This is a genomic window from Streptomyces chartreusis, from assembly GCF_008704715.1.
Lineage (GTDB): Bacteria > Actinomycetota > Actinomycetes > Streptomycetales > Streptomycetaceae > Streptomyces > Streptomyces chartreusis.
Genome location: NZ_CP023689.1, coordinates 3,259,154 through 3,277,789 on the forward strand (window position 1 = coordinate 3,259,154; position 18,636 = coordinate 3,277,789).

21 protein-coding genes are annotated in these 18,636 nt (G+C 70.1%); 3 read left to right on the forward strand and 18 right to left on the reverse strand.

The window, feature by feature from the left end:
• Nucleotides 1-24: 24 nt before the first annotated feature.
• The 4 genes from CP983_RS13590 to CP983_RS13610 all read right to left on the reverse strand — a co-directional run bounded on the left by CP983_RS13590 (nucleotide 25) and on the right by CP983_RS13610 (nucleotide 4,367).
• Nucleotides 25-1,389 carry a hypothetical protein gene (locus CP983_RS13590; RefSeq protein ID WP_150499752.1) on the reverse strand — a complete coding sequence of 455 codons (1,365 nt, stop codon included), beginning with the start codon at nucleotides 1,387-1,389 and terminating at the stop codon, nucleotides 25-27.
• Nucleotides 1,379-1,951, reverse strand: a complete 573-nt coding sequence (locus CP983_RS13595) for a DUF6114 domain-containing protein (protein WP_125524885.1) — start codon at nucleotides 1,949-1,951, stop codon at nucleotides 1,379-1,381. The genes CP983_RS13590 and CP983_RS13595 overlap by 11 nt, the downstream gene beginning before the upstream one ends.
• Nucleotides 1,952-2,100: 149 nt before the next feature.
• Complete coding sequence (locus tag CP983_RS13600) at nucleotides 2,101-2,739, reverse strand: DUF6230 family protein (RefSeq protein ID WP_107902683.1); 639 nt, start codon at nucleotides 2,737-2,739, stop codon at nucleotides 2,101-2,103.
• A gap of 653 nt (nucleotides 2,740-3,392) precedes the next feature.
• A complete protein-coding gene (locus tag CP983_RS13610) occupies nucleotides 3,393-4,367 on the reverse strand; it encodes a tetratricopeptide repeat protein (RefSeq protein ID WP_125524883.1) in 975 nt (324 codons plus the stop codon).
• Between the two features lie 211 nt (nucleotides 4,368-4,578).
• Between CP983_RS13610 and CP983_RS13615 the strand changes: the two genes are divergently transcribed.
• Complete coding sequence (locus tag CP983_RS13615; RefSeq protein WP_107902687.1) at nucleotides 4,579-5,217, forward strand: TetR/AcrR family transcriptional regulator; 639 nt, start codon at nucleotides 4,579-4,581, stop codon at nucleotides 5,215-5,217.
• Between the two features lie 49 nt (nucleotides 5,218-5,266).
• Here the strand turns inward: CP983_RS13615 and icmA are convergent, their stop codons facing one another.
• The 5 genes from icmA to CP983_RS13640 all read right to left on the reverse strand — a co-directional run bounded on the left by icmA (nucleotide 5,267) and on the right by CP983_RS13640 (nucleotide 9,601).
• Entirely contained in the window at nucleotides 5,267-6,967 is a 1,701-nt protein-coding gene (gene icmA / locus CP983_RS13620) for a coenzyme B12-dependent isobutyryl-CoA mutase large subunit (RefSeq protein ID WP_107902689.1), read from the reverse strand.
• A 73-nt stretch (nucleotides 6,968-7,040) separates the two neighbouring features.
• Nucleotides 7,041-7,373: a DUF3817 domain-containing protein gene (locus tag CP983_RS13625; protein ID WP_107902692.1), complete on the reverse strand. Its 333-nt coding sequence runs from the start codon at nucleotides 7,371-7,373 to the stop codon at nucleotides 7,041-7,043.
• Between the two features lie 43 nt (nucleotides 7,374-7,416).
• Entirely contained in the window at nucleotides 7,417-7,926 is a 510-nt protein-coding gene (locus tag CP983_RS13630; protein WP_107902694.1) for a MarR family winged helix-turn-helix transcriptional regulator, read from the reverse strand.
• Between the two features lie 83 nt (nucleotides 7,927-8,009).
• A complete protein-coding gene (locus tag CP983_RS13635) occupies nucleotides 8,010-8,336 on the reverse strand; it encodes an antibiotic biosynthesis monooxygenase family protein (protein ID WP_150499753.1) in 327 nt (108 codons plus the stop codon).
• Entirely contained in the window at nucleotides 8,333-9,601 is a 1,269-nt protein-coding gene (locus tag CP983_RS13640; RefSeq protein ID WP_107902698.1) for a cytochrome P450 family protein, read from the reverse strand. The genes CP983_RS13635 and CP983_RS13640 overlap by 4 nt, the downstream gene beginning before the upstream one ends.
• Nucleotides 9,602-9,714: 113 nt before the next feature.
• Between CP983_RS13640 and CP983_RS13645 the strand changes: the two genes are divergently transcribed.
• Both CP983_RS13645 and CP983_RS13650 read left to right on the forward strand, forming a co-directional pair.
• Nucleotides 9,715-11,379 (forward strand): FAD-dependent oxidoreductase, encoded by a 1,665-nt coding sequence (locus CP983_RS13645; RefSeq protein ID WP_150499754.1) that lies wholly within the window; start codon nucleotides 9,715-9,717, stop codon nucleotides 11,377-11,379.
• A gap of 58 nt (nucleotides 11,380-11,437) precedes the next feature.
• Nucleotides 11,438-12,403 (forward strand): amidohydrolase family protein, encoded by a 966-nt coding sequence (locus CP983_RS13650; protein WP_107902702.1) that lies wholly within the window; start codon nucleotides 11,438-11,440, stop codon nucleotides 12,401-12,403.
• A 62-nt stretch (nucleotides 12,404-12,465) separates the two neighbouring features.
• On the opposite strand, the gene CP983_RS13655 is transcribed toward CP983_RS13650, so the two are convergent.
• The 9 genes from CP983_RS13655 to CP983_RS13695 all read right to left on the reverse strand — a co-directional run bounded on the left by CP983_RS13655 (nucleotide 12,466) and on the right by CP983_RS13695 (nucleotide 18,582).
• Nucleotides 12,466-12,789, reverse strand: a complete 324-nt coding sequence (locus CP983_RS13655; RefSeq protein WP_030950667.1) for a TcmI family type II polyketide cyclase — start codon at nucleotides 12,787-12,789, stop codon at nucleotides 12,466-12,468.
• Nucleotides 12,774-13,229 carry an SRPBCC family protein gene (locus CP983_RS13660; RefSeq protein WP_107902704.1) on the reverse strand — a complete coding sequence of 152 codons (456 nt, stop codon included), beginning with the start codon at nucleotides 13,227-13,229 and terminating at the stop codon, nucleotides 12,774-12,776. Before CP983_RS13660 ends, CP983_RS13655 begins: the two co-directional genes overlap by 16 nt.
• Nucleotide 13,230: 1 nt before the next feature.
• Entirely contained in the window at nucleotides 13,231-13,497 is a 267-nt protein-coding gene (locus CP983_RS13665; protein ID WP_107902706.1) for an acyl carrier protein, read from the reverse strand.
• 19 nt (nucleotides 13,498-13,516) lie between these two features.
• Nucleotides 13,517-14,767: a ketosynthase chain-length factor gene (locus CP983_RS13670; RefSeq protein ID WP_150499755.1), complete on the reverse strand. Its 1,251-nt coding sequence runs from the start codon at nucleotides 14,765-14,767 to the stop codon at nucleotides 13,517-13,519.
• Nucleotides 14,764-16,038, reverse strand: a complete 1,275-nt coding sequence (locus CP983_RS13675) for a beta-ketoacyl-[acyl-carrier-protein] synthase family protein (RefSeq protein ID WP_107902708.1) — start codon at nucleotides 16,036-16,038, stop codon at nucleotides 14,764-14,766. The genes CP983_RS13670 and CP983_RS13675 overlap by 4 nt, the downstream gene beginning before the upstream one ends.
• Entirely contained in the window at nucleotides 16,035-16,499 is a 465-nt protein-coding gene (locus CP983_RS13680) for a cupin domain-containing protein (protein WP_107902711.1), read from the reverse strand. Before CP983_RS13680 ends, CP983_RS13675 begins: the two co-directional genes overlap by 4 nt.
• A gap of 45 nt (nucleotides 16,500-16,544) precedes the next feature.
• Nucleotides 16,545-17,654: a SchA/CurD-like domain-containing protein gene (locus CP983_RS13685; protein ID WP_150499756.1), complete on the reverse strand. Its 1,110-nt coding sequence runs from the start codon at nucleotides 17,652-17,654 to the stop codon at nucleotides 16,545-16,547.
• Between the two features lie 293 nt (nucleotides 17,655-17,947).
• Nucleotides 17,948-18,241, reverse strand: coding sequence for an MTH1187 family thiamine-binding protein (locus CP983_RS13690; RefSeq protein ID WP_125524876.1), 294 nt, complete (start codon nucleotides 18,239-18,241; stop codon nucleotides 17,948-17,950).
• The gene (locus CP983_RS13695) at nucleotides 18,238-18,582 is read right to left on the reverse strand and encodes a DUF3817 domain-containing protein (RefSeq protein ID WP_150499757.1); all 345 of its coding nucleotides are present in this window, start codon (nucleotides 18,580-18,582) and stop codon (nucleotides 18,238-18,240) included. Before CP983_RS13695 ends, CP983_RS13690 begins: the two co-directional genes overlap by 4 nt.
• Between the last annotated feature and the right edge of the window lie 54 nt (nucleotides 18,583-18,636).

Sequence of the window (18,636 nt, forward strand, 5' to 3'; positions counted from 1 at the left end):
CGGCGTCTGGTCGAGACGCCCGGCTCAGTCGGTGGTGAAGTTGTGCAGCCCCGGCACGTGCAGGGTGCCGCCGAACTGACCGGCCTGCGTGACCTTCACCTTCGTGAAGTAGATCAGCGGGATGTTCAGCGGCGGCGGGTGCTCCGGGTCGAAGGTGACCGGGATCAGACCGAGCAGGTTCCCGGAGATGCTCTCCGTGTACATCACGGTCTTGCCGTTGCGGATGGTCGACGTCGAGCCCTGGGCCGCCTGCACGTGGTACGTCTTGCCGGACTGCTTGTCCTGCACCGTCTGGTGCAGATCGCCGATGTCGGTGCCGTCGGAGATGACGTACTTCAGCACCTTCTTCTTGGTGCCGTTGGCCGTCTTCACCTCGACGATGCCCTGGTAGTCGGCGCCCTTCAGCAGCAGCGAGCTGGCGTTCAGGAACCACGGGTCGTCGGGCAGCGGCACGGTGTTGTCGACGCCGCCCTCCTCGTCCGTGGCGGCCGGGCAGTCGTCCGGGTCCGTGCCGGAGCTGGCGGAGGGGCTCGGCGAGGCGGTGGCCTCGGCCGCGGCGTCCTTCGCCGCCTCGGTGGCGTCCTTCGCCGCCTCGGACGCCTTGTCGGTGGCGTCCCCGACGGTGTTCTCGACGGTGTCGGTGACCTTGTCGGTGGTCTCCTTCACCGGGTCGGACGTCTCCTTGCCGGACGCGTCGGAGGAGTCCGAGGAACCGGACGCCGCCTCTTCGCTCGCGCTCGCGGACGGCGTCGCCGACGGGCTCGCGCTCTCCCCGGCCGAACCGCCGGTGAAGATGCCCTCGATGGCGTCGCCGATGCCCTCCAGCAGGCCGCCGCCGCTCTCGGACGGCGAGGGGGACGCCGTGGCCGTGTCGCCGGACTGGGCCTCGCTCGACTTGCTCGCGGAGGGCGAGGGCGTGGGCTCGGCCGCGTCGTCGGAACCTGAATCCGACGAAGAGGAGTCACCCGCGGAACCCGACGAACCCGAAGAGTCCGAGGAACCCGAGGAGTCGGAGGAATCCGCGGAGTCCTGGCCGTCGGTGGCCGACGGAGTGGGCTCCGCCGTCTCGTCCTTGTCCGTGGACGCACTGGGGCTCGGGGACGCGGACGCCGAGGCCTCGTCCTCCAGTGCCGCCACGCAGTCCTTGTACTCGTCCGCCGTGAGGCTGTTGGACGTCGGCTTGGTGGCGTCGCTGTCGGCCTGGGCGAGCGTCGGTGTGAACCCCATTCCCATGAGGACCGCCGTCGGCATCGCCGCCAGGGCTATCGCCTTGCCGGCCGGCATCTGGAACCTGGTGAACAGCGGCTTCTTGGGCGCCGCGTGTCGCGGCCCGGTTCTCACACGGGACTTGTCCACCTCAGTCCCGTGGGTCACCTCGTCAGCCGGCACTGTGCCTCCCGTTCGCCCCGTTCGCCGGGCTCGTTCCTGACAGATCGTTCGGCTCGCCCACCACGGGCTTGAGGATGGCGGTGTCGGGGTCGGCGGCACCCTGGGGTGCGTCGCCCTCGCCCGTCGTGTCCGTCTTCGCCGGAGTTGCGTCGGCGTCCCCGCCGGGCACCCACGCAACGGCCATCGCCCCGCCCACGAGGGCGAAGAGGAAGCCGATGAGGAAGCCGCCGAGGTTGGACAGCGGGATGGACACCAGTGCCAGCAGGATCGCCGCGATGCCCGCGAAGGTGCGGACGTGCTTCTGGAACCAGAGCGTGAAGCCGAGGACCACGAGCAGCACACCGATGATCAGGGAGCTGGAGCCCCCCGCGGTCTGCATCGCAAGCGTCAGGTGGCCGATCTGGAGGTTCGCGTAAGGGAAGTAGGCGATGGGCAGTCCGCCGAGCATGACGAACAGACCGGCCCAGAAGGGCCGCGTACCGCGCCAGGCGCGGAAGTTGCGCCGATATACCCGGAGGTAGTGCTCGTCATGGCCGGGCGCGGCAGGAGTCTCGGCGCTCATCGAAAACAGCTCCCTGGTACGGCATTGCTGTGGTGGTGGTGCGATGGTGATGCGGTGATGTGTCGCGACCTTGTGGCCACTTGTGAAGAAAGCGGGCGGAGAGTGGACGGGCGGGGGCGCCATCGGCTCCCCCGCCCGTCAGAGAGTGCTTAGTAGCACTCCTTGACACCCGTCGACAGCGACATCTTCAGACCGCTGAGCTTGAAGGTTCCGGCGGTGGTCGCCCACGCCGTCTGCTTCACGCCGGACAGCGTGGCCTTGTCGGCCTGCTGCGCGAACCCGAAGGGGTTGGCCTGCTCGCCGCCACCCTTCATGCCCGGACCCTTGTTGGCGTCCTTGGCGGCAACACCGATGTCGATGTTCTCGAACGTCGCGTCGGCCTCGAGGTCGGCGACGTCGATGTAGAGGTTCTTGGCCTCGACCGGCTTGTTCGGGTCTTCACCGGCCCGCAGGATCAGGCTGACGTTCCCGAGGATCGGGATGTCGGGCGTGACCACGGACTGGCACATGTTGCTGATGGTCGCGGACTTGAAACCCGAGACGGCGACGGGGTGAACCGTCTTCTTGCCGGAGAGCGTGTAGCCCTCGTCAAGAGCGCCGTACTGCGAGAAGCCCGTACCGACCAGCTTGTCGGTCGTGACCTTGAACGACTGGCCGGAGACACTGAACGAAGCAGCGAGAGCGCCCTGCGCGAGGGCGACACCTATCGCAGCCGTGGCGGCGACGCTGGGCACCATGACCACAGCGAACCGCTTCCATCTGGTCCCGCCACGCACCTGGGACTCCATATTTCCTCCTTCTCGGACGTACATCTCCTGACATTGGCTGCCACTGTCGGCTCAGCCGGTCAGGGATGGGAGAAGTGCTACGTCCTCGGGAAGGAGAGCGCCTGCGATCGGTGGCGCGAACTGCGCCCGAACTACCGGCGATCACCCCCGAGCGACAACCACTGGTCGCGCCTGACACGCATCACGCACAACCTTGCCGGACAGGCTTCGCCGGGTGGGCGAAGACCCCCCTGTCCAAGAGCCGGCGCCACTGCCGCCGACTCTGCTCGGTGGGGACCCAGGAACTCCCGCGACCCAACCGGCTGTCGGGGGACGGGAACGGACCGAGCGTGGCCGATCGTGGTGCATTCTCGCCGCCCGCACAAGGGGCTTCGTTACTCGGTAGTAACGGCCGGATAACCGAACAACGACCCGCCGGTCTCGACCGACGACACAGGGTGGCTTCAAGTGACCGGACAAATCCAGGAATCACCAGACAGAAACCGACAGAACGACGGCTGCGACTTACCCGCAGTAACTGCGGCCGCGATTACCAAGATTTGGTAAAGCGCGGCCGCTCTGATGCTCTGTCGACAAATCTTTCACTCGCGCAACACGGGCCCGTGCGTTTAGTGACTGGTCAGAACGGGGCTCCCGCCCCGCTCACGGAACCCTCAGAACAGCGCACGCGCCAACGCCCTGCGAGCGGCCGCGACCCGGGGGTCGTCACCGCCCACGACCTCGAAGAGCTCCAGGAGCCGGAGCCGTACGGTGTCCCGGTCGTCACCCACCGTGCGCTGCACGGTCTCGATGAGCCGGCCGAACGCGTCCTCGACGTGACCGCCCACCAGATCCAGGTCGGCGGCGGCGATCTGCGCCCGGGCGTCGGTGGGCCGATCGGCGGCCTCCTTGCGCACCTGCTGCGGGTCGGCGCCCTGCACGCGCTGGAGCAACTCGGCCTGGGCGAGACCGAGTTTCGCCTCCGAGTTCACCGGGTCCTGGCTCAGAACGCTCTTGTACGCCTGGACGGCACCGGCCAAGTCGCCCGCGTCCAGTGCCTGTACCGCGGCTTCGAGGAGGGCGTCGTAGGGACCGGCCGGCGCGGCGGGGGCGCTCTGGGCGCCGCCCGGCTCGGCGTCCGGGTCGACCGTGAGGCCGGTCAGGCCGAAGCGCTGCTCGGCTACGGCGACGAGCTGGTCGAGCGTCTCGCGGATCTGGGCCTCGCTCGCGGCGCCCTGGAAGAGGGGCAGCGCCTGTCCGGCGACGACCGCGAACACGGCGGGGATCCCCTGCACGCCGAACTGCTGCATCAGCATCTGGTTGGCGTCGACGTCGATCTTGGCGAGGAGGAGGCGGCCGTTGTACTCGACGGTGAGTCGCTCGAGGAGCGGGCTCAGCTGCTTGCAGGGCTCGCACCACTCGGCCCAGAAGTCGATGACGACGGGCACCTCGGCGGAGCGCTGGAGTACCTCGCGCTCGAAGCCCGCCTCATCCACATCGATGACGAGGTCGGCGGGCGACACGGCACCGGCCCCGCCCTGCTGCGCGGTCTGGGCCCGCGCCTGCTCCGCCTTCGCCTTGGCCTCCTGGGCCGCCTTCACCGCGGCGAGGTCGACGACTCCGCTCATGGACATGTTCCGTGGCTGCATGCGTCTATCCTCCCCCGTTCGGCGCGCACTGTGAAAAGCGGTCTGAAAGCCGGGCCCGGCAGGTGCTGTTCGGCGCCGGGTCCCCACCCCACGCCTGTGGTCGTCGCTTTCGCTACGAGTCGTAGCGTAATGGCATCGGGCCCCCGCGGAACACCACCTTCCCGTGATCTCCCTCACGACCGCACACGAACCGCCCGGTTATGGTCATGGGATGCAGAGCCGCACCGCCGCCGCCCGTCCGGGACGCCCGCGCAGCGCCGCCGCTGACGCCGCGATCCTGGCGGCGACGCGTCAGGCGCTGGTCGAGCTGGGCTGGTCCAAGCTCACCCTCGGAGACGTGGCCACGCGCGCGGGGGTTGCGAAGACGACCCTGTATCGCCGCTGGTCGGGGAAGAACGAGCTGGTGGTGGACGCCGTCGCCGAGCTCTTCGACGAGCTGCGCCTGCCCGACCTGGGCAGCCTCGCCGCGGACATCGAGGGCGTGGTGCTCCAGTTCGCGGCGATCCTGGCCCGGCCGGAGGCAAAAAGTGGCCTGATGGCGGTGGTCGCGGAGTCGACCCGGGACGACGCGCTGCGCGAACGCATCCGCGCGTCCATCGTCGACCGTCAGAAGCGGCTGGTGGTGGAGGGGCGGGCCCGGGCCCAGTGCCGGGGCGAACTGCCGCCGGAGACGGACCCCTCGGAGACCGCGCGCACGGTCGACCTCATCTTCGACATGGTCGCGGGCGCGGTGGTGCACCGCACGCTGGTGAGCAGTCACCCGGCGGACGAGGAGTGGGTGCGCGGCTTCACCCAGGTACTGCTGCTGGGGCTCACGGGAGCCGCCGCCGCGGAGTCGGCCGGGGACTGAGAAGAACCGGGACGGGAGGGCGGCCGGACCGCCCTCCCCTCGGCGCGCGTCAGAAGCCCGCCGGCTCGGTGTACACCCCCCACTCGTCGCGCAGCACGTCGCAGATCTCGCCCAGGGTCGCCTCGGCGCGCACGGCCTCCAGCATCGGCTCGATCATGTTGGCGCCGCTGCGGGCGGCGGTCAGCATGGCGTCCAGCGCGGTGCGCACCGCGGCGTCGTCGCGGGCCGCCTTGCGCGTGGCCAGCACCCGGACCTGCTCGCGCTCCACCTCGTGGCTGACGCGGAGGATCTCCAGGTCACCGGTGACCGAACCGTGGTGGACGTTGACGCCGACGACCCGCTTGTCGCCCTTCTCCAGGGACCGCTGGTACTGGAAGGCGGACTCGGCGATCTCGCCGGTGAACCAGCCGTCCTCGATCCCGCGCAGGATGCCGGAGGTGATCGGCCCGATGGGGTGCTGCCCGTCGGGGTGGGCGCGCAGCCCGCGCTCCTTTATCTGCTCGAAGATCTTCTCGGCGTCGGCCTCGATCCGGTCGGTGAGCTGCTCGACGTACCAGGAACCGCCCAGCGGGTCGGCCACGTTGGCGACGCCGGTCTCCTCCATGAGGACCTGCTGGGTGCGCAGGGCGATCTCGGCGGCCTGCTCGGAGGGCAGCGCGAGGGTCTCGTCGAGGGCGTTGGTGTGCAGCGAGTTCGTCCCGCCGAGCACGGCCGCGAGTGCCTCCACGGCCGTACGCACCACGTTGTTGTACGGCTGCTGCGCGGTCAGCGAGACGCCGGCGGTCTGGGTGTGGAAGCGCAGCCACTGGGCCTTGTCGCTCTTCGCCCCGTACACGTCGCGCATCCAGCGCGCCCAGATGCGGCGGGCGGCGCGGAACTTGGCGATCTCCTCGAAGAAGTCGACGTGCGCGTCGAAGAAGAAGGACAGGCCGGGGGCGAAGACATCCACGTCGAGGCCGCGGGAGAGGCCCAGCTCGACGTACCCGAATCCGTCCGCCAGCGTGTACGCCAGCTCCTGCGCTGCCGTCGCCCCGGCCTCGCGGATGTGGTAGCCGGAGACGGAGAGCGGCTTGTAGGCGGGGATGCCGGCCGCGCAGTGCTCCATGAGGTCGCCGATGAGACGGAGGTGCGGCTCGGGCTGGAAGAGCCACTCCTTCTGGGCGATGTACTCCTTGAAGATGTCGGTCTGGAGCGTGCCGTTGAGGACGCCCGGGTCGACGCCCTGGCGCTCCGCCGCCACCAGGTACATGCAGAAGACGGGCACGGCCGGTCCGCTGATGGTCATGGACGTCGTCACATCGCCCAGCGGGATGTCCTTGAACAGGACCTCCATGTCGGCGGCCGAGTCGATGGCGACGCCGCAGTGACCGACCTCGCCGAGCGAGCGCCGGTCGTCGGAGTCGCGGCCCATGAGCGTCGGCATGTCGAAGGCGACCGAGAGACCGCCTCCGCCGTTGCCGAGGATCATCTTGTAGCGCTCGTTGGTCTGCTCGGCGTTCCCGAACCCGGCGAACTGCCGGATGGTCCACGTCCGCCCTCGGTAGCCGGTCGGATACAGCCCGCGGGTATAGGGGTACTCCCCGGGCCATCCGATCCGCTCGAAGCCCTCGTACTCGTCACCCGGTCGGGGCCCGTACACCGGCTCCACGGGGTCCCCGGAGAGCGTGGTGAAGTCACCGTCGCGCTTGCGCGCGGCGTCGTACCGGGCCTGCCAGCGGCGGCGGCCCTCCTCGATGGCGTCAGCGTCCATACCTACGAATTTACTAGGACGTCCAAGTAAATGTCGATGGGGGACCGCCGTACGCGTGCGTACGGCGGTGCGGTCAGGCCTTGGCGACGGCCGGGGCGGGCTCCCCGATCAGGGGTTCCACGTCGTGTGTGACTTTGCGCTCGACGAAGAAGGCGGCCAGCGGGATGGTCCCGGAGAGCAGCACCCACAGCAGCTTGCCGAACGACCACTTCGCCTTGGAACCGAGGTCGAAGGCGAAGACCAGGTAGATGATGTAGAGGAAGCCGTGCACCTGGGAGACGGCGAAGGTGACGTCCTCGCCCATGTCGAAGCCGTACTTGAACACCATGCAGGTGCACAGCACGAGCAGCATGACGGCGGTGACGTAGGCCATCACCCGGTAGCGGGTCAGGACGCTCTTCTTCATGGGGAAGAGCGTAACCACCGGTTCCGGGAGATCTTGCCCCGGGTCAGCTCTCCTCGAAGTCGTGCGCCGAGACCCTGAGGGGGCGCAGCATCGCGAAGATCTCCGCGCACTCCTCGGCGTCGTACGCCCCGAGCCCGAAGTCCATCGCCATCAGGTCGCGGGTGGCCGCCTCGACCACCTCGCGGCCCTTGGCGGTGATCGAGGCGAGCGTGCCGCGCCCGTCGTTGGGGTTGGGCCGCTTGTCCACCAGGCCCGACTTCACCAGCCGGTCCACGGTGTTCGTCACGGACGTGGGGTGCACCATGAGCCGCTCGCCGATCTTGGACATCGGCAGCTCGCCGGCCTTGGAGAAGTTGAGCAGCACCAGCGCCTCGTACCGCGCGAACGTCAGGCCGTAGGGCTTGACCACCGCGTCGACCTCGGCGAGCAGGATCTGCTGGGCGCGCATGATCGACGTGATGGCGGCCATGGAGGGCACGTTCCCCCAGCGCTGCTTCCAGAGCTCGTCGGCGCGGGCGATGGGATCGAAGGGAAGGCTGAGCGGCTTCGGCACGCGACCGACCTTACCGGCCGGTCACATGCTGGTCAGCCCTGTCTCGCCTTTCGGTCGGTATCGGCACCGCCCGGTGCCGTTGTTCACTGCGGGGCCATCTCCTTCACCTGGAAGACGCCGGTCCAGCGGTCGTCGTGCAGGCAGGCGTTCATCGGCTCGACCAGATTCCGGTGGGCATCGGCCGTACGCCAGCGGCCGATGGCGTCGAGGTCGGCCCACTCGCTGGTGAGCAGCCACTGGGCCGGGTCGTCCAGGGAACGGCACAGCTGTTCGCCGAGGTGCCCGGGGAACCGCTCCGCCCCCGCACGCACGTCCTGGTACGACCGTACGAACTCCGCCTCCATCCCGTCGCGCACGCGCAGCAGCCGGATCACCCGTACCCGCGCCGGGGCCGAGGCCGGCGCGGTCATGACGGGTCGAGGACGACGGGCAGCTCCGCCAGTCCGCGGAAGGCGGGGAACGGCACGGTCATCCAGCGCGCGTCCTCGGGGGCGCCGACGAGGGCCATCCGGGGGTGCCGGGCGAAGAGCGTGCCGAGGGCGATCTGCATCTCCAGCCGGGCCAGGGGCGCGCCGACGCAGTAGTGCGGGCCGTAGCCGAAGGCGAGGTGCGTGGCCTGGACGTTCGGGCGCCGGACGTCCAGCTCGTTCGGGGCGGTGAACATCTCCGGGTCGCGGTTGGCCCCGGTGATCGAGATCTGCACGAGCGCGCCCTTGGGGATGAGCGTGTCCCGGATGACGACGTCTTCCTTGGCGTGCCGGAACGTGGAGTTCTCGACCGAGGTCTCGAACCGGAAGATCTCCTCGATCGCCGCGTTCATCGCGCTCGCGTCCCGCAGGGCCAGTTCCTTCTGGTCCGGCCGGCTGAGCAGGTGGTGGACCGCGTTCCCGATCTGGTACGCCGTCGACTTGTGGCCCGCGAAGAGCAGCACCCACGCCGTCGAGACGAGTTCGTGGTCGGTGAGCGAGCCCTCCTGGTCCTGAGCGGTGACCAGCGCGCTGAGCAGACCGCCGTCCGGCTCGCTGCGCTTGCGCGCACACAGGTCCACCAGATAGTCGCGGAGATTTCCCTCGGCGATCTCCAGTTTCGCGCGCGCCTCCGGACCGAATCCGGTCTGTGCGACGGTGGCGGACCATTCCTGCGCCTGTTTCCGCTCGTTCTCCGGGACGCCCAGGAGTTCACAGATCACCTGGAGCGGAAGCGGGAAACAGAATTCCGGGAGGAGATTCACCGGCCCGGTCGTCGGGCACCGGTCGAGCAGTTCGTCGGTGATCTGCTGGACGCGGGTCCGCAGCGATTCCACCCGCTTCGGGGTGAAGGTGTTGCCGACGATCCGGCGGAGCCTGGTGTGCTTCGGCGGGTCCGAGAAGAGCATGTTGTCGTCCAGCGCGATCGACGAGTCACCGAAGATGCGGTGGTAGGCGTCGATGGCGCCGTACATGTCCTTGCTCAGCCGGGGGTCGGCGAGCGCGGCACGGGCGTCGTCATAACGCGTGATCAGGTACGTCTGCACCCCGTGCGGCGGCGACAGCGGGCACACGGGCGCGCTCTCGCGCAGCGCGGCGTAGACGGGGTGCGGGTTGGCGCGGAACTCCCGGCTGCACGACGAGGCCGCTGCCGCGGCCTCTTCGGGCGACAGTGCCTCGGATTCCTCGGATGCGAACGCTTGCGTCATGACTGGTCCCCGGGTCGGCGTGAATTTACGGTCGGTCAGAGCCACCGTTTCCCGGGCCGTACCGCGCCGCAAACGGCGCTGCGCCATATGGGTCGGCTCGCCGCAACACGTATATGTGGCAGCCCGACTTGGTAAACATCGACCTCGTGAGCGGACACCAAGCGGAATCTGTACCAGTTCTCATCGTCGGCGGATCCCTGGTGGGTCTTTCCACTTCGGTTTTCCTGGGCCGCCTCGGTATCGAGCACATGCTCGTGGAACGCCATGCCGCGACATCGACGCACCCACGTGGCCGCGGCAACAACGTGCGCACCATGGAGATCTACCGGACCGCCGGTCTGGAGTCACGCATCCGGGACGCGGCCCGCGTCCTCTCCGGCAACGACGGCATCCTCCAGGTGAACACCCTCGCCGGGGAGCAACGCCGGTGGATCATCGGGGACATCTCCGGCGGCATGGACATCTCCCGGGTGAGTTCCTCGGACTGGTGCCTGTGCAGCCAGAACGATCTCGAACCGGTGCTCCTCGACTACACCCGCGAGCAGGGTGCCGACATCCGCTTCCACTCGGAGCTGCTCTCCTTCGCCGAGCACGGGGACGGCGTCGAGGCCCGGATCAGGAACCGCGACACCGGTGAGACGTACACGGTGAACGCCCAGTACCTGGTGGCCGCCGACGGACCCCGCAGCCCCATCCGGGGTCACCTGGGCATCGGCCAGTCGGGGCCGGGCGAGCTGTTCCACAACGTCAGCGTCACGTTCCGCAGCCGGGCCCTGAAGGACCACGTCGGAAAGAAACGATTCGTCGTCTGCTACGTCACCGACCCCGAGGGCGAGGGCGCCCTGCTGCCGGTGGACAACGAGGAACGCTGGGTGATCCACGTGCCCTGGCGCCCCGACCGGCGCGAGGAGCTGGAGGACTTCACCGACGAACGGCTCGCGGCACACATCCGGGCCGCCGTCGGCGTCCCCGACATCGACGTCGAGATCACCGGCAAGGCACCCTGGCACGCCTCCAAGCGGGTCGCCGACAGCTACGGCGAGGGCCGGGTCTTCCTGGCCGGCGACTCGGCCCACGAGATGCCGCCCACCGGGGCGTTCGGCTCGAACACCGGTATCCAGGACGGTCACAACCTCGCCTGGAAGCTCGCCGCGGTGCTGCACGGCTGGGCCTGCACGTCCCTGCTCGACACCTACGAGCTCGAACGCCGGCCCGTCGCCCTCGCGACCGGCACGCGCGCGTGCGTGCAGGCGGCCGACGAGCAGCACCCGGGCTTCTCCCCCGGCGCCGGACGCAACGACGATCCGGGGGACCTGATGACGGTCGCCCTGTGCTACCGGTACGCGTCCACCGCCGTGGTCGGTGCCCAGCCGGAGCGGCCGATCGTCCCCGACGCCTTCCAGCTCGGCGGCGAGCCGGGAAGCCGCGCGCCCCACATGTGGGTCATGCGAGGCGGCACCAGGATCTCCACGCTCGATCTGTACGAGCGCTCCTTCGTGCTGCTCGCCGGCTCCGGCGGGCAGAAGTGGCGGACCGCCGTGGAGCGGGCCTCCGCGAACCTGGGCGTCCCCATCGAGGCGTACCTGGTGGGAACCGGCCCCGATCACGACCTGGTCCCCGAACCGGACGCCGACTGGGCGGAGCTGCACGGCACGTCCGAGGACGGTGCCGTGCTGATGCGCCCCGACGGCTTCGTCGCCTGGCGGGCGGACGCGGCGATGCCGGACGCCGACCGCGTGCTGACGAACGTGATGCAGGGCGTGCTCTGCCGGGACTGAACCGGGCGCCCCTGAAGTCTTCCCTTCCCTATCGACACCCCACCCCGAGGACGTTGTTATGAGCCTTGCCGGACGCATCGACGTCCACCATCACTTCACCGCCCCGGCCTGGCTGGACTGGGCGGAGGCACGAGGTGCGGTCAGCCGCGACAAGCTGCCCTGGTGGACCCGCTGGGACGTGAACGCGGCACTGGAGGTCATGGACAAGACGGGGATCGGCACCTCCGTCATGACCGTCGCGATGCTGGGCCGGCTGCGGGAGCGCGCCGAGCGCCAGGAGAGCGCCCGGGTCGCCCTGGGGGCGGCGGCCGACGTCGTCGAGGCCCACCCCGGCCGGTTCGCCTTCTTCACGCCCGTCTTCCTCGACGACCTGGAGCTGTCGTCGTGGAGCGTGCGGCACGGCCTCGACGAGCTCGGCGCCATCGGAGTGAGCACCCGCACCAGCATGGACGGCGTCTTCCTCGGCGACGAGTCGCACGACCGGCTGCTCCAGGAGCTGAACGAGCGGCACGCGGTCATCAGCACGCACCCCATGGACGTACCGGCCGGCAAGGACGGCGCCGCGGGGCTGCCGGGGATGCCGCCCTTCGTGTGCGACTTCCTGCTGGACACGACGCGCGCGGCCATCAACCTCATCCGCAACGGCACCCTGGACCGCTATCCGAACCTGAGCTTCATCCTTCCGCACGGCGGGGGCTTCCTCCCCTACATGGCCACCCGGCTCGACCTGTTCGGCGGGCGGATCACTCCCCCGATCGAGCCCGGCCGGGTCCGGGACCATCTGCACCGGTTCTACTTCGACACGGCGGGCCCCATGTCCCCCTCGGCCACGCCCACCCTGCTGGCGACGGTCGACCCGGACCGCATCCTGTTCGGCACGGACTGGCCGCCCACGCCCTCGCACGTCATCGTCGACAGCGTGGTGCCCGCCCTGGACGGCGACGCCTGTCTGTCGGAGGAGCTGCTCCAGGGCATCAACCGGGAGAACGCGCTGCGCCTGATGCCGTCGCTCGCGCGGCGGTAGCTCGCCGGACGTACGAAGGAGGCCGCCGCCCGGGTTCCGGGCGGCGGCCTCCTGGCGTTCGGTCAGTGCTTCTCCCAGTGGTAGAAGCACCGGGCCATCGCGTCCTTCGGGCTCCGCCAGGTCTCCGGGTCGTACGGGCTGACGAAGGGTTCGAGCCGCTTGCTGATGCCGACGAACTCGGGGTGCCCCGCCACCTTGGCGATCGCCGGTCCCGGGTCCTGGTCGGACTCGATGAAGTGCATGTACACATCGCCGAACTGGAACAGGGAGCGCTGCCGCACGCCGACGAGGTGCGGGAGTTCGCCGCTGTCGGAGTCCGCGAAGACACCGGCGATGTCCTTGGCCGAGTGCGGGGACATCCTGGCGACGATCAGGCCGTGGTGCATGCCGCCTCCACACGGTCGCGGATGAGGGCCAGCTGGATGGGCGAGTTGCGGTTGATGATGTCCGTCATCCCGGCGTCGTCGACCGGCGCCTCGGGCTTCATCGCGAAGTCCTGCGTCCAGTGCATCCGGGTGCCGGCCGGCGTCTCCTCGTACTCCCAGACGATGTCCATGAAGGCGAAGGGGCCGGTCTCGACGCGGCGGGCCCGCACGATGCGCTTCTCGCGGTCGGCGGTCCGTTCCGAGACCCAGCTCCAGACCTTGCCGTTCTCGTCGGGGTGCATGGTCAGTCGGAAGGTCACCGTGTCGCCCTCGCGGGACAGCACCTCGCAGGAGGCGTACTCGCTGAACAGCTGCGGCCAGCGGTCCAGGTCGTTCGTCATGTCCCAGACGAGGTCGAAGGGGGCGGCGATGGTGATCTCGTTCTCGGTGTGTCCGGGCACTTCAGGCTCCTGTCGTGAGGGCGCCGTTGACGAGGTCGAGGAAGGCGCGGGGGCTCTTGCAGCGCTCGGCGTCGGTGGGCAGCGCCCGCCCGTGCCGGTTCTCCAGCTCGCCGACGATGCCGAGGAGGCCGAGCGAGTCCAGTCCGAACTCGCCGAAGGGGGCGTCCGCCCGGCTCTCCAGCTCCTTCGGGTCGACGGTCACGCCGGCGCCCTTCTTCATCAGCGCGGCCAGATCTGCGAAGGTCACTTGGTTCACTTCGGTGGTCATGAGGGTTCTCCTTGTCTTTCTAGGCGTCCTGCGCCGGGCCCCGGCGAAGGACCAGTGCCGCGTTGGAGCCCATGAGTCCCCGGCTGAGGACGAGGGCCGTGCGCAGCTCGGCCGGGCGTGCCGTGGCGGTCACCAGGTCGATGTCGTGACAGATGTCGAAGACACCCGGCGTCGGCGGGATCTGCCCGTGCTCCATGGCCTGCACCGCGGCCACGATGTCCAGCAGGGGCGCGCCGCAGTACGACCGCCCGATGCCGGCCTTGGGGGCCGTGACCGGCACGCGGGTGCCGTGCGGGCCGAGGGCGTCGGCGAGGGCGAGCGCCTCGGCGCGGTCGGCCTCGGGGACGCCGAGCGCGTCGGCGAAGACCACGTCGATCTCCTCCGGGGCGCAGCCGGCCTCGTCGAGGGCACCGCGGATGGCGTGCGCGAGCCCCTCCCGCGACCGGTCCCAGCGCGAGGCGCCGGTGAAGGTGGCGGCGTGTCCGGCGACGGTGGCGCGGACCGTCGTGTCCCGGCGCCGGGCCCGCTCCAGGTCCTCCACGACCAGCACGGCACCGCCCTCGGCGGGTACGAAGCCGCAGGCCGCCGAGGTGAAGGGGCGGTAGGCGCGGGCCGGGTCCTCGACGGTGCTGAGCTCGCGGTAGCCGAGCTGGCAGACCCCCGAGTACGGGGCGAGCGGGGCCTCGGCGGCGCCGACGACGACCGCGTCCGTGCCACGGGCGACGAACCGGGCGGCGTGCGCGACGGCGTCCAGGCCGCCCGCCTCGTCGCTGGCCACCACACCACAGGGGCCCTTGAAACCCTTGCGGATGGAGATCTGGCCGGTGCTGGCCGCGTAGAACCAGGCGATGGACTGGTACGGCCCGACGAACCGGGAGCCCTGGCCCCACAGCTTCTGGAGTTCGCGCTGACCGAACTCGCCGCCGCCGGACCCGGCCGCGGTGACGACACCGACGGAGTACGGGGCGTCGGCCCAGGCGTCCTGGGAGAGCCCCGCGTCCTTCAGGGCGGCGTCGGCGGCCGCGAGCGCGAAGTGGGTGAACTTGTCGGTCTGGACGAGGAAGGTCTCCTCGATCAGCGCCGTCGGGTCGAATCCCCGTACCTCGCCGGCGACGCGGAGCGGCAGGTGCTCGCAGCCCTCCCGGGTGACCCGGTCCAGGACGCTCGCGCCCTCCTTGACGTTCTTCCAGTACGTGTCGGCGTGCAGGCCGTTCGGGGCGACCACGCCGATGCCCGTGACGGCTGTCCGCCGGGCGCGTGGACCACTCATCGTCGACTCCTCCCACTCTGCCCCGTCAGGAGCACCGCGGACTGGAACCCGCCGAAGCCGCTGCCCACGGAGAGCACGTTGTCGAGCCGGCGGGAGCGTGCGGTGCGCGGGACGTAGTCCAGGTCGCACTCGGGGTCCGGGGTCTCGTAGTTGGCCGTCGGCGGGACCACCTGCCGGGCCAGCGCGAGGACACAGGCCACGACCTCGATCGCGCCGATCGCGCCGAGCGAGTGGCCCACCATGGACTTGATGGAGCTCATGGGCGTCTCGTAGGCGTGCGAGCCCAGGGACTTCTTCACCGCCGCGGTCTCGTGCCGGTCGTTCTGGCGGGTGCCGGAGCCGTGCGCGTTGACGTAGTCGATCTCCGTCGGGTTCACTCGCGCGTGGTCGAGCGCCTCGTCGATGGCCCTCGCCATCTCCAGGCCCTCACTGGTCAGACCGGTCATGTGGTAGGCGTTGCCGAAGGTGGCGTAGCCGCTGATCTCGCAGTAGACGTGCGCGCCGCGGGCGCGTGCGTGCTCCAGGTCCTCCAGTACGAGGACGGCCGCGCCCTCGCCCATCACGAAGCCGTCGCGGTGGGCGTCGAAGGGGCGGGAGGCGTGCTCCGGGTCGTCGTTGTTGGGCGACGTGGCCTTGATGGCGTCGAAGCAGGCCATGGTGATCGGGGAGATCGGGGAGTCCGAGGCCCCGGCGAGGCAGATGTCGGCGCGGCCCTCCTCGATGGTGTGGAAGGCGTAGCCCACGGCGTCGAGCCCGGAGGTGCAGCCGGTGGACACGGTCTGCACCGGGCCCTGGGCGCCGAACCGTTCGGCGACGTCGGCCGCCAGCGTGCTGGGCGAGAACGCCCGGTGCAACTGGGGCTCGGCGGCGCGATGGTCGACGTCCCAGCGCTGTCCGCCCGCGCTGACCAGGACGTAGTCGTGCTCGAGGCGGGTGGTGCCGCCCACCGCGCTGCCCAGGGACACGGCAACGCGCCAGGGGTCCTCCGCGGCGAAGTCGACACCGCTGTCGGTCACGGCCTCCTGGGCCGCGGCCAGGGCGAACTGTATGTACCGGTCGGCACGTTCGCCGATGTCCGCGTCGAGTCCGTGCGCGAGCGGGTCGAAGTCGCACTCGGCGGCTATCCGCGAGCGCAGGCCCTCGGGGTCGAACAGGGTGATGCCGCGGGTCGCCGTACGGCCGTTGGACAGGAGGTCCCAGAACGCCGGGACCCCGATCCCGCCGGGGGCGACCACACCTATGCCGGTGACCGCCACGCGCCGCCGGGTCATGACAGCACCCCTGGGCGTTCCGGCTGCGCGCCCTCCGCCTGGACGAGCGGGTAGGGCTTGACGTCGTCGCTGATCTCCGGGGCCTCGGTGTCCACGTGGCCGAGCTTCGGGTTGGGCGCCAGCGGGCTCAGATGGAAGATCATCCGGGCTTCCTCGTCACCGACGTTGCGGAAGCGGTGCCGCATGTCGATGGGGATCATGAGGCCCTGGTCGGCACGGAGAGGAAACGTTTCGCCATCCAGGTCGACCTCAAGCCGGCCCTCGACGACGTAGATGAACTCCTCGGAGTACGGGTGGTAGTGCTCGCTGATGCGTTCGCCGGGCCGCATGATGGCCAGGCCCATGAAGCCGCTCGTCGCACCCACCGTGACAGGGGTGAGCAGGGTGCGAAGGTCGCCGCCGCGCTTGCGGTTGGGCTCGATCTCGTTGAGGTCCACGACGCGCGGGCGCATCTTGTCCATGGTCTTGTCTCCAGGTCGTTCGATGAGGTGTCGGTCCCCGCGCCGTCAGGACTGCGCGGCCCAGCGGTCGGTGATCAGCGCCATGCCGGCGTGCGACAGGAGGCGGTTGGCGTCCCGTGCACCGGTGAGCGGTCCGGCGACGCCGAGCGCCTCGCCGTCCAGCAGACGGGCCAGGACGGCGGCCTTCCTGGGGCCTTGGATGCCGAGCGCCATCACCGGATCGGTCTCGGGGTCGCCCTGTACGTCGATGAGGCGGACGACGATGTCCTCGCGCTGGAAGACGGTGCTGCGGTGGACGGGGGACGCGGGGTCGGCCGCGGCCGCCTCGTCCTGCCGGGCGAGCAGCCGGGCCAGCGCCATCCCGCAGCCCTGTTTGGCCGGGTAGTACAGGGCCTCGCGCCTGAGGTCGCCGGGTTCCGGGCCGCCGCGCGCCACGTGGTGGACGGGCGGCATGGCGGCACGGATGAAGAAGTTCCGTGCGGACTCGGGATCGGTCAGGTCCCGGTCCTGCTCCAGATAGGGGTTGATGGCCTCCTCGACGGCCCGCACCTCGGGCTGGCGGGAGACGTGGCGCAGCGCCGCGGTCAGGTCGCCCTCCACCTCGACGGTGCGCACCACCCGGTTGCCGTGCATGAACAAGGTGGTGCGGCGCAGCCGCGTGGCGGCGTCGACGCGGGACTCCGGCGGCGCGTACCCGGCGAGGATCTCGGCGACCTTGGACTCGGAGCCGGGCTTGACGGTGAAGGTCAGTGCATGGCGGATCACGCCGTCGCCCTCGCGCGGCGCCGACTGCAGTGCGCCGGCGCGGGGCCGGTCGACGCCGGTCTCGCGGACGATGCCGTAGCGCATCGAGCGCAGCTCCTTGACGCAGCGCTGCAGCGGCCGGACCGTCTCCAGGTGATCGTCGCTGTTCACCCAGGCGAGGTACGGCGGGGCGGTCTCCCATTCGCTCGTGATGACCCACTGGGAGGGGTTCTCCACGGACTGGCACACCTGGTCACCGAGGTGACCGGGAATGGAGGCGACACGGTCACGCATCTGCTCGTACGCGTCCAGGAACTGTTGCTGGGCACCCTCGTGGAGGTCGACGAGCAGGAGGACGCGCATCCTGGAGCCGTCGAACGCCGACTGGGACGTGTAGGGCGAAGTGGTCATCCGGCAGACCCTTCCTTCGCGGGAGCAAGTGGCGGCCGTCCCTGTCCACCAGCGCGAACGTGGGTTTCGGCCCTGAGCCTTCATCGTGGGTCAGGGCCTTTGGGTCCGCGAGCCACGCGGGCCAATTGAGGGAACTGCCCGCCGGGCAGGCCGGGATGCGGGTCCACGAGCACAGCCGGATGACACGGGACGCCGGCTCCCGACCGGCCCCGGAAACGCCGAAGTCCCCGCACATGGCGGGGACTTGGTGTCAGGCACGGGTCGCGGGGCCGCCGGGCGGCTCCCGCGCCCGCCTACTCGGCGAGGTGGCGCTCGACCGTCTCCACCTTGGAGGTGAGACCGTCCGTCACACCGGGACGGATGTCCGCCTTCAGGACCAGGGACACCCGCGGCGCCCGCGCCTCGACGGCGGCGACGGCACGCCGGACGACGTCCATGACCTCGTCCCAGTCACCCTCGATGGAGGTGAACATCGCGTCGGTGCGGTTGGGCAGACCCGACTCCCGGACCACACGGACGGCGTCGGCGACGTACTCCCCCACGTCCTCGCCGACGCCGAGCGGGGTCACGGAAAACGCGACGATCATGCGCCCACGACCCCTTCCTTGCGGGCGCGGGAGGCGATGACCGCGTCCTCGGCCTCACGCCGGAGCCTGCGGTCGGCGAAGAAGCCGCCGGTCGGCAGGACGGAGAGGACGAAGTAGAGGGCCGCGGTCCTCAGCGGCCACTTGGCGCGGTTCCAGGCGTCCGCCCAGAAGACCACGTACAGGACGAAGAGCACGCCGTGGACCATGCCCATCACGGGCACCGCGTTGAAGTCCGTGGTCCGCTTCAGCACCGAGCAGACGAGCAGGAGCAGGAACGACACCGCCTCGGGGGCCGAGACGAGGCGGAGGCGGCGGAGGGCGGTGGCGGTCTTGATGTCCACGGGTCACCTTCGGTGGGGTCGGTTGGGAGAGACGTCGGTCGGCCCGGCTCAGCT

Bases quoted from the DNA above. Each gene is read 5' to 3' on its own strand.
- CP983_RS13680 (WP_107902711.1), bottom strand. From the start codon at position 16,499: ATGGACAAGATGCGCCCGCGCGTCGTGGACCTCAACGAGATCGAGCCC.
- CP983_RS13650 (WP_107902702.1), top strand. From the start codon at position 11,438: ATGAGCCTTGCCGGACGCATCGACGTCCACCATCACTTCACCGCCCCG.
- CP983_RS13685 (WP_150499756.1), bottom strand. From the start codon at position 17,654: ATGACCACTTCGCCCTACACGTCCCAGTCGGCGTTCGACGGCTCCAGG.
- CP983_RS13635 (WP_150499753.1), bottom strand. From the start codon at position 8,336: ATGACCGCGCCGGCCTCGGCCCCGGCGCGGGTACGGGTGATCCGGCTG.
- CP983_RS13600 (WP_107902683.1), bottom strand. From the start codon at position 2,739: ATGGAGTCCCAGGTGCGTGGCGGGACCAGATGGAAGCGGTTCGCTGTG.
- icmA (WP_107902689.1), bottom strand. From the start codon at position 6,967: ATGGACGCTGACGCCATCGAGGAGGGCCGCCGCCGCTGGCAGGCCCGG.
- CP983_RS13625 (WP_107902692.1), bottom strand. From the start codon at position 7,373: ATGAAGAAGAGCGTCCTGACCCGCTACCGGGTGATGGCCTACGTCACC.
- CP983_RS13655 (WP_030950667.1), bottom strand. From the start codon at position 12,789: ATGCACCACGGCCTGATCGTCGCCAGGATGTCCCCGCACTCGGCCAAG.
- CP983_RS13665 (WP_107902706.1), bottom strand. From the start codon at position 13,497: ATGACCACCGAAGTGAACCAAGTGACCTTCGCAGATCTGGCCGCGCTG.
- CP983_RS13640 (WP_107902698.1), bottom strand. From the start codon at position 9,601: ATGACGCAAGCGTTCGCATCCGAGGAATCCGAGGCACTGTCGCCCGAA.
- CP983_RS13610 (WP_125524883.1), bottom strand. From the start codon at position 4,367: ATGCAGCCACGGAACATGTCCATGAGCGGAGTCGTCGACCTCGCCGCG.
- CP983_RS13595 (WP_125524885.1), bottom strand. From the start codon at position 1,951: ATGAGCGCCGAGACTCCTGCCGCGCCCGGCCATGACGAGCACTACCTC.
- CP983_RS13615 (WP_107902687.1), top strand. From the start codon at position 4,579: ATGCAGAGCCGCACCGCCGCCGCCCGTCCGGGACGCCCGCGCAGCGCC.
- CP983_RS13690 (WP_125524876.1), bottom strand. From the start codon at position 18,241: ATGATCGTCGCGTTTTCCGTGACCCCGCTCGGCGTCGGCGAGGACGTG.
- CP983_RS13670 (WP_150499755.1), bottom strand. From the start codon at position 14,767: ATGAGTGGTCCACGCGCCCGGCGGACAGCCGTCACGGGCATCGGCGTG.
- CP983_RS13645 (WP_150499754.1), top strand. From the start codon at position 9,715: ATGTGGCAGCCCGACTTGGTAAACATCGACCTCGTGAGCGGACACCAA.
- CP983_RS13675 (WP_107902708.1), bottom strand. From the start codon at position 16,038: ATGACCCGGCGGCGCGTGGCGGTCACCGGCATAGGTGTGGTCGCCCCC.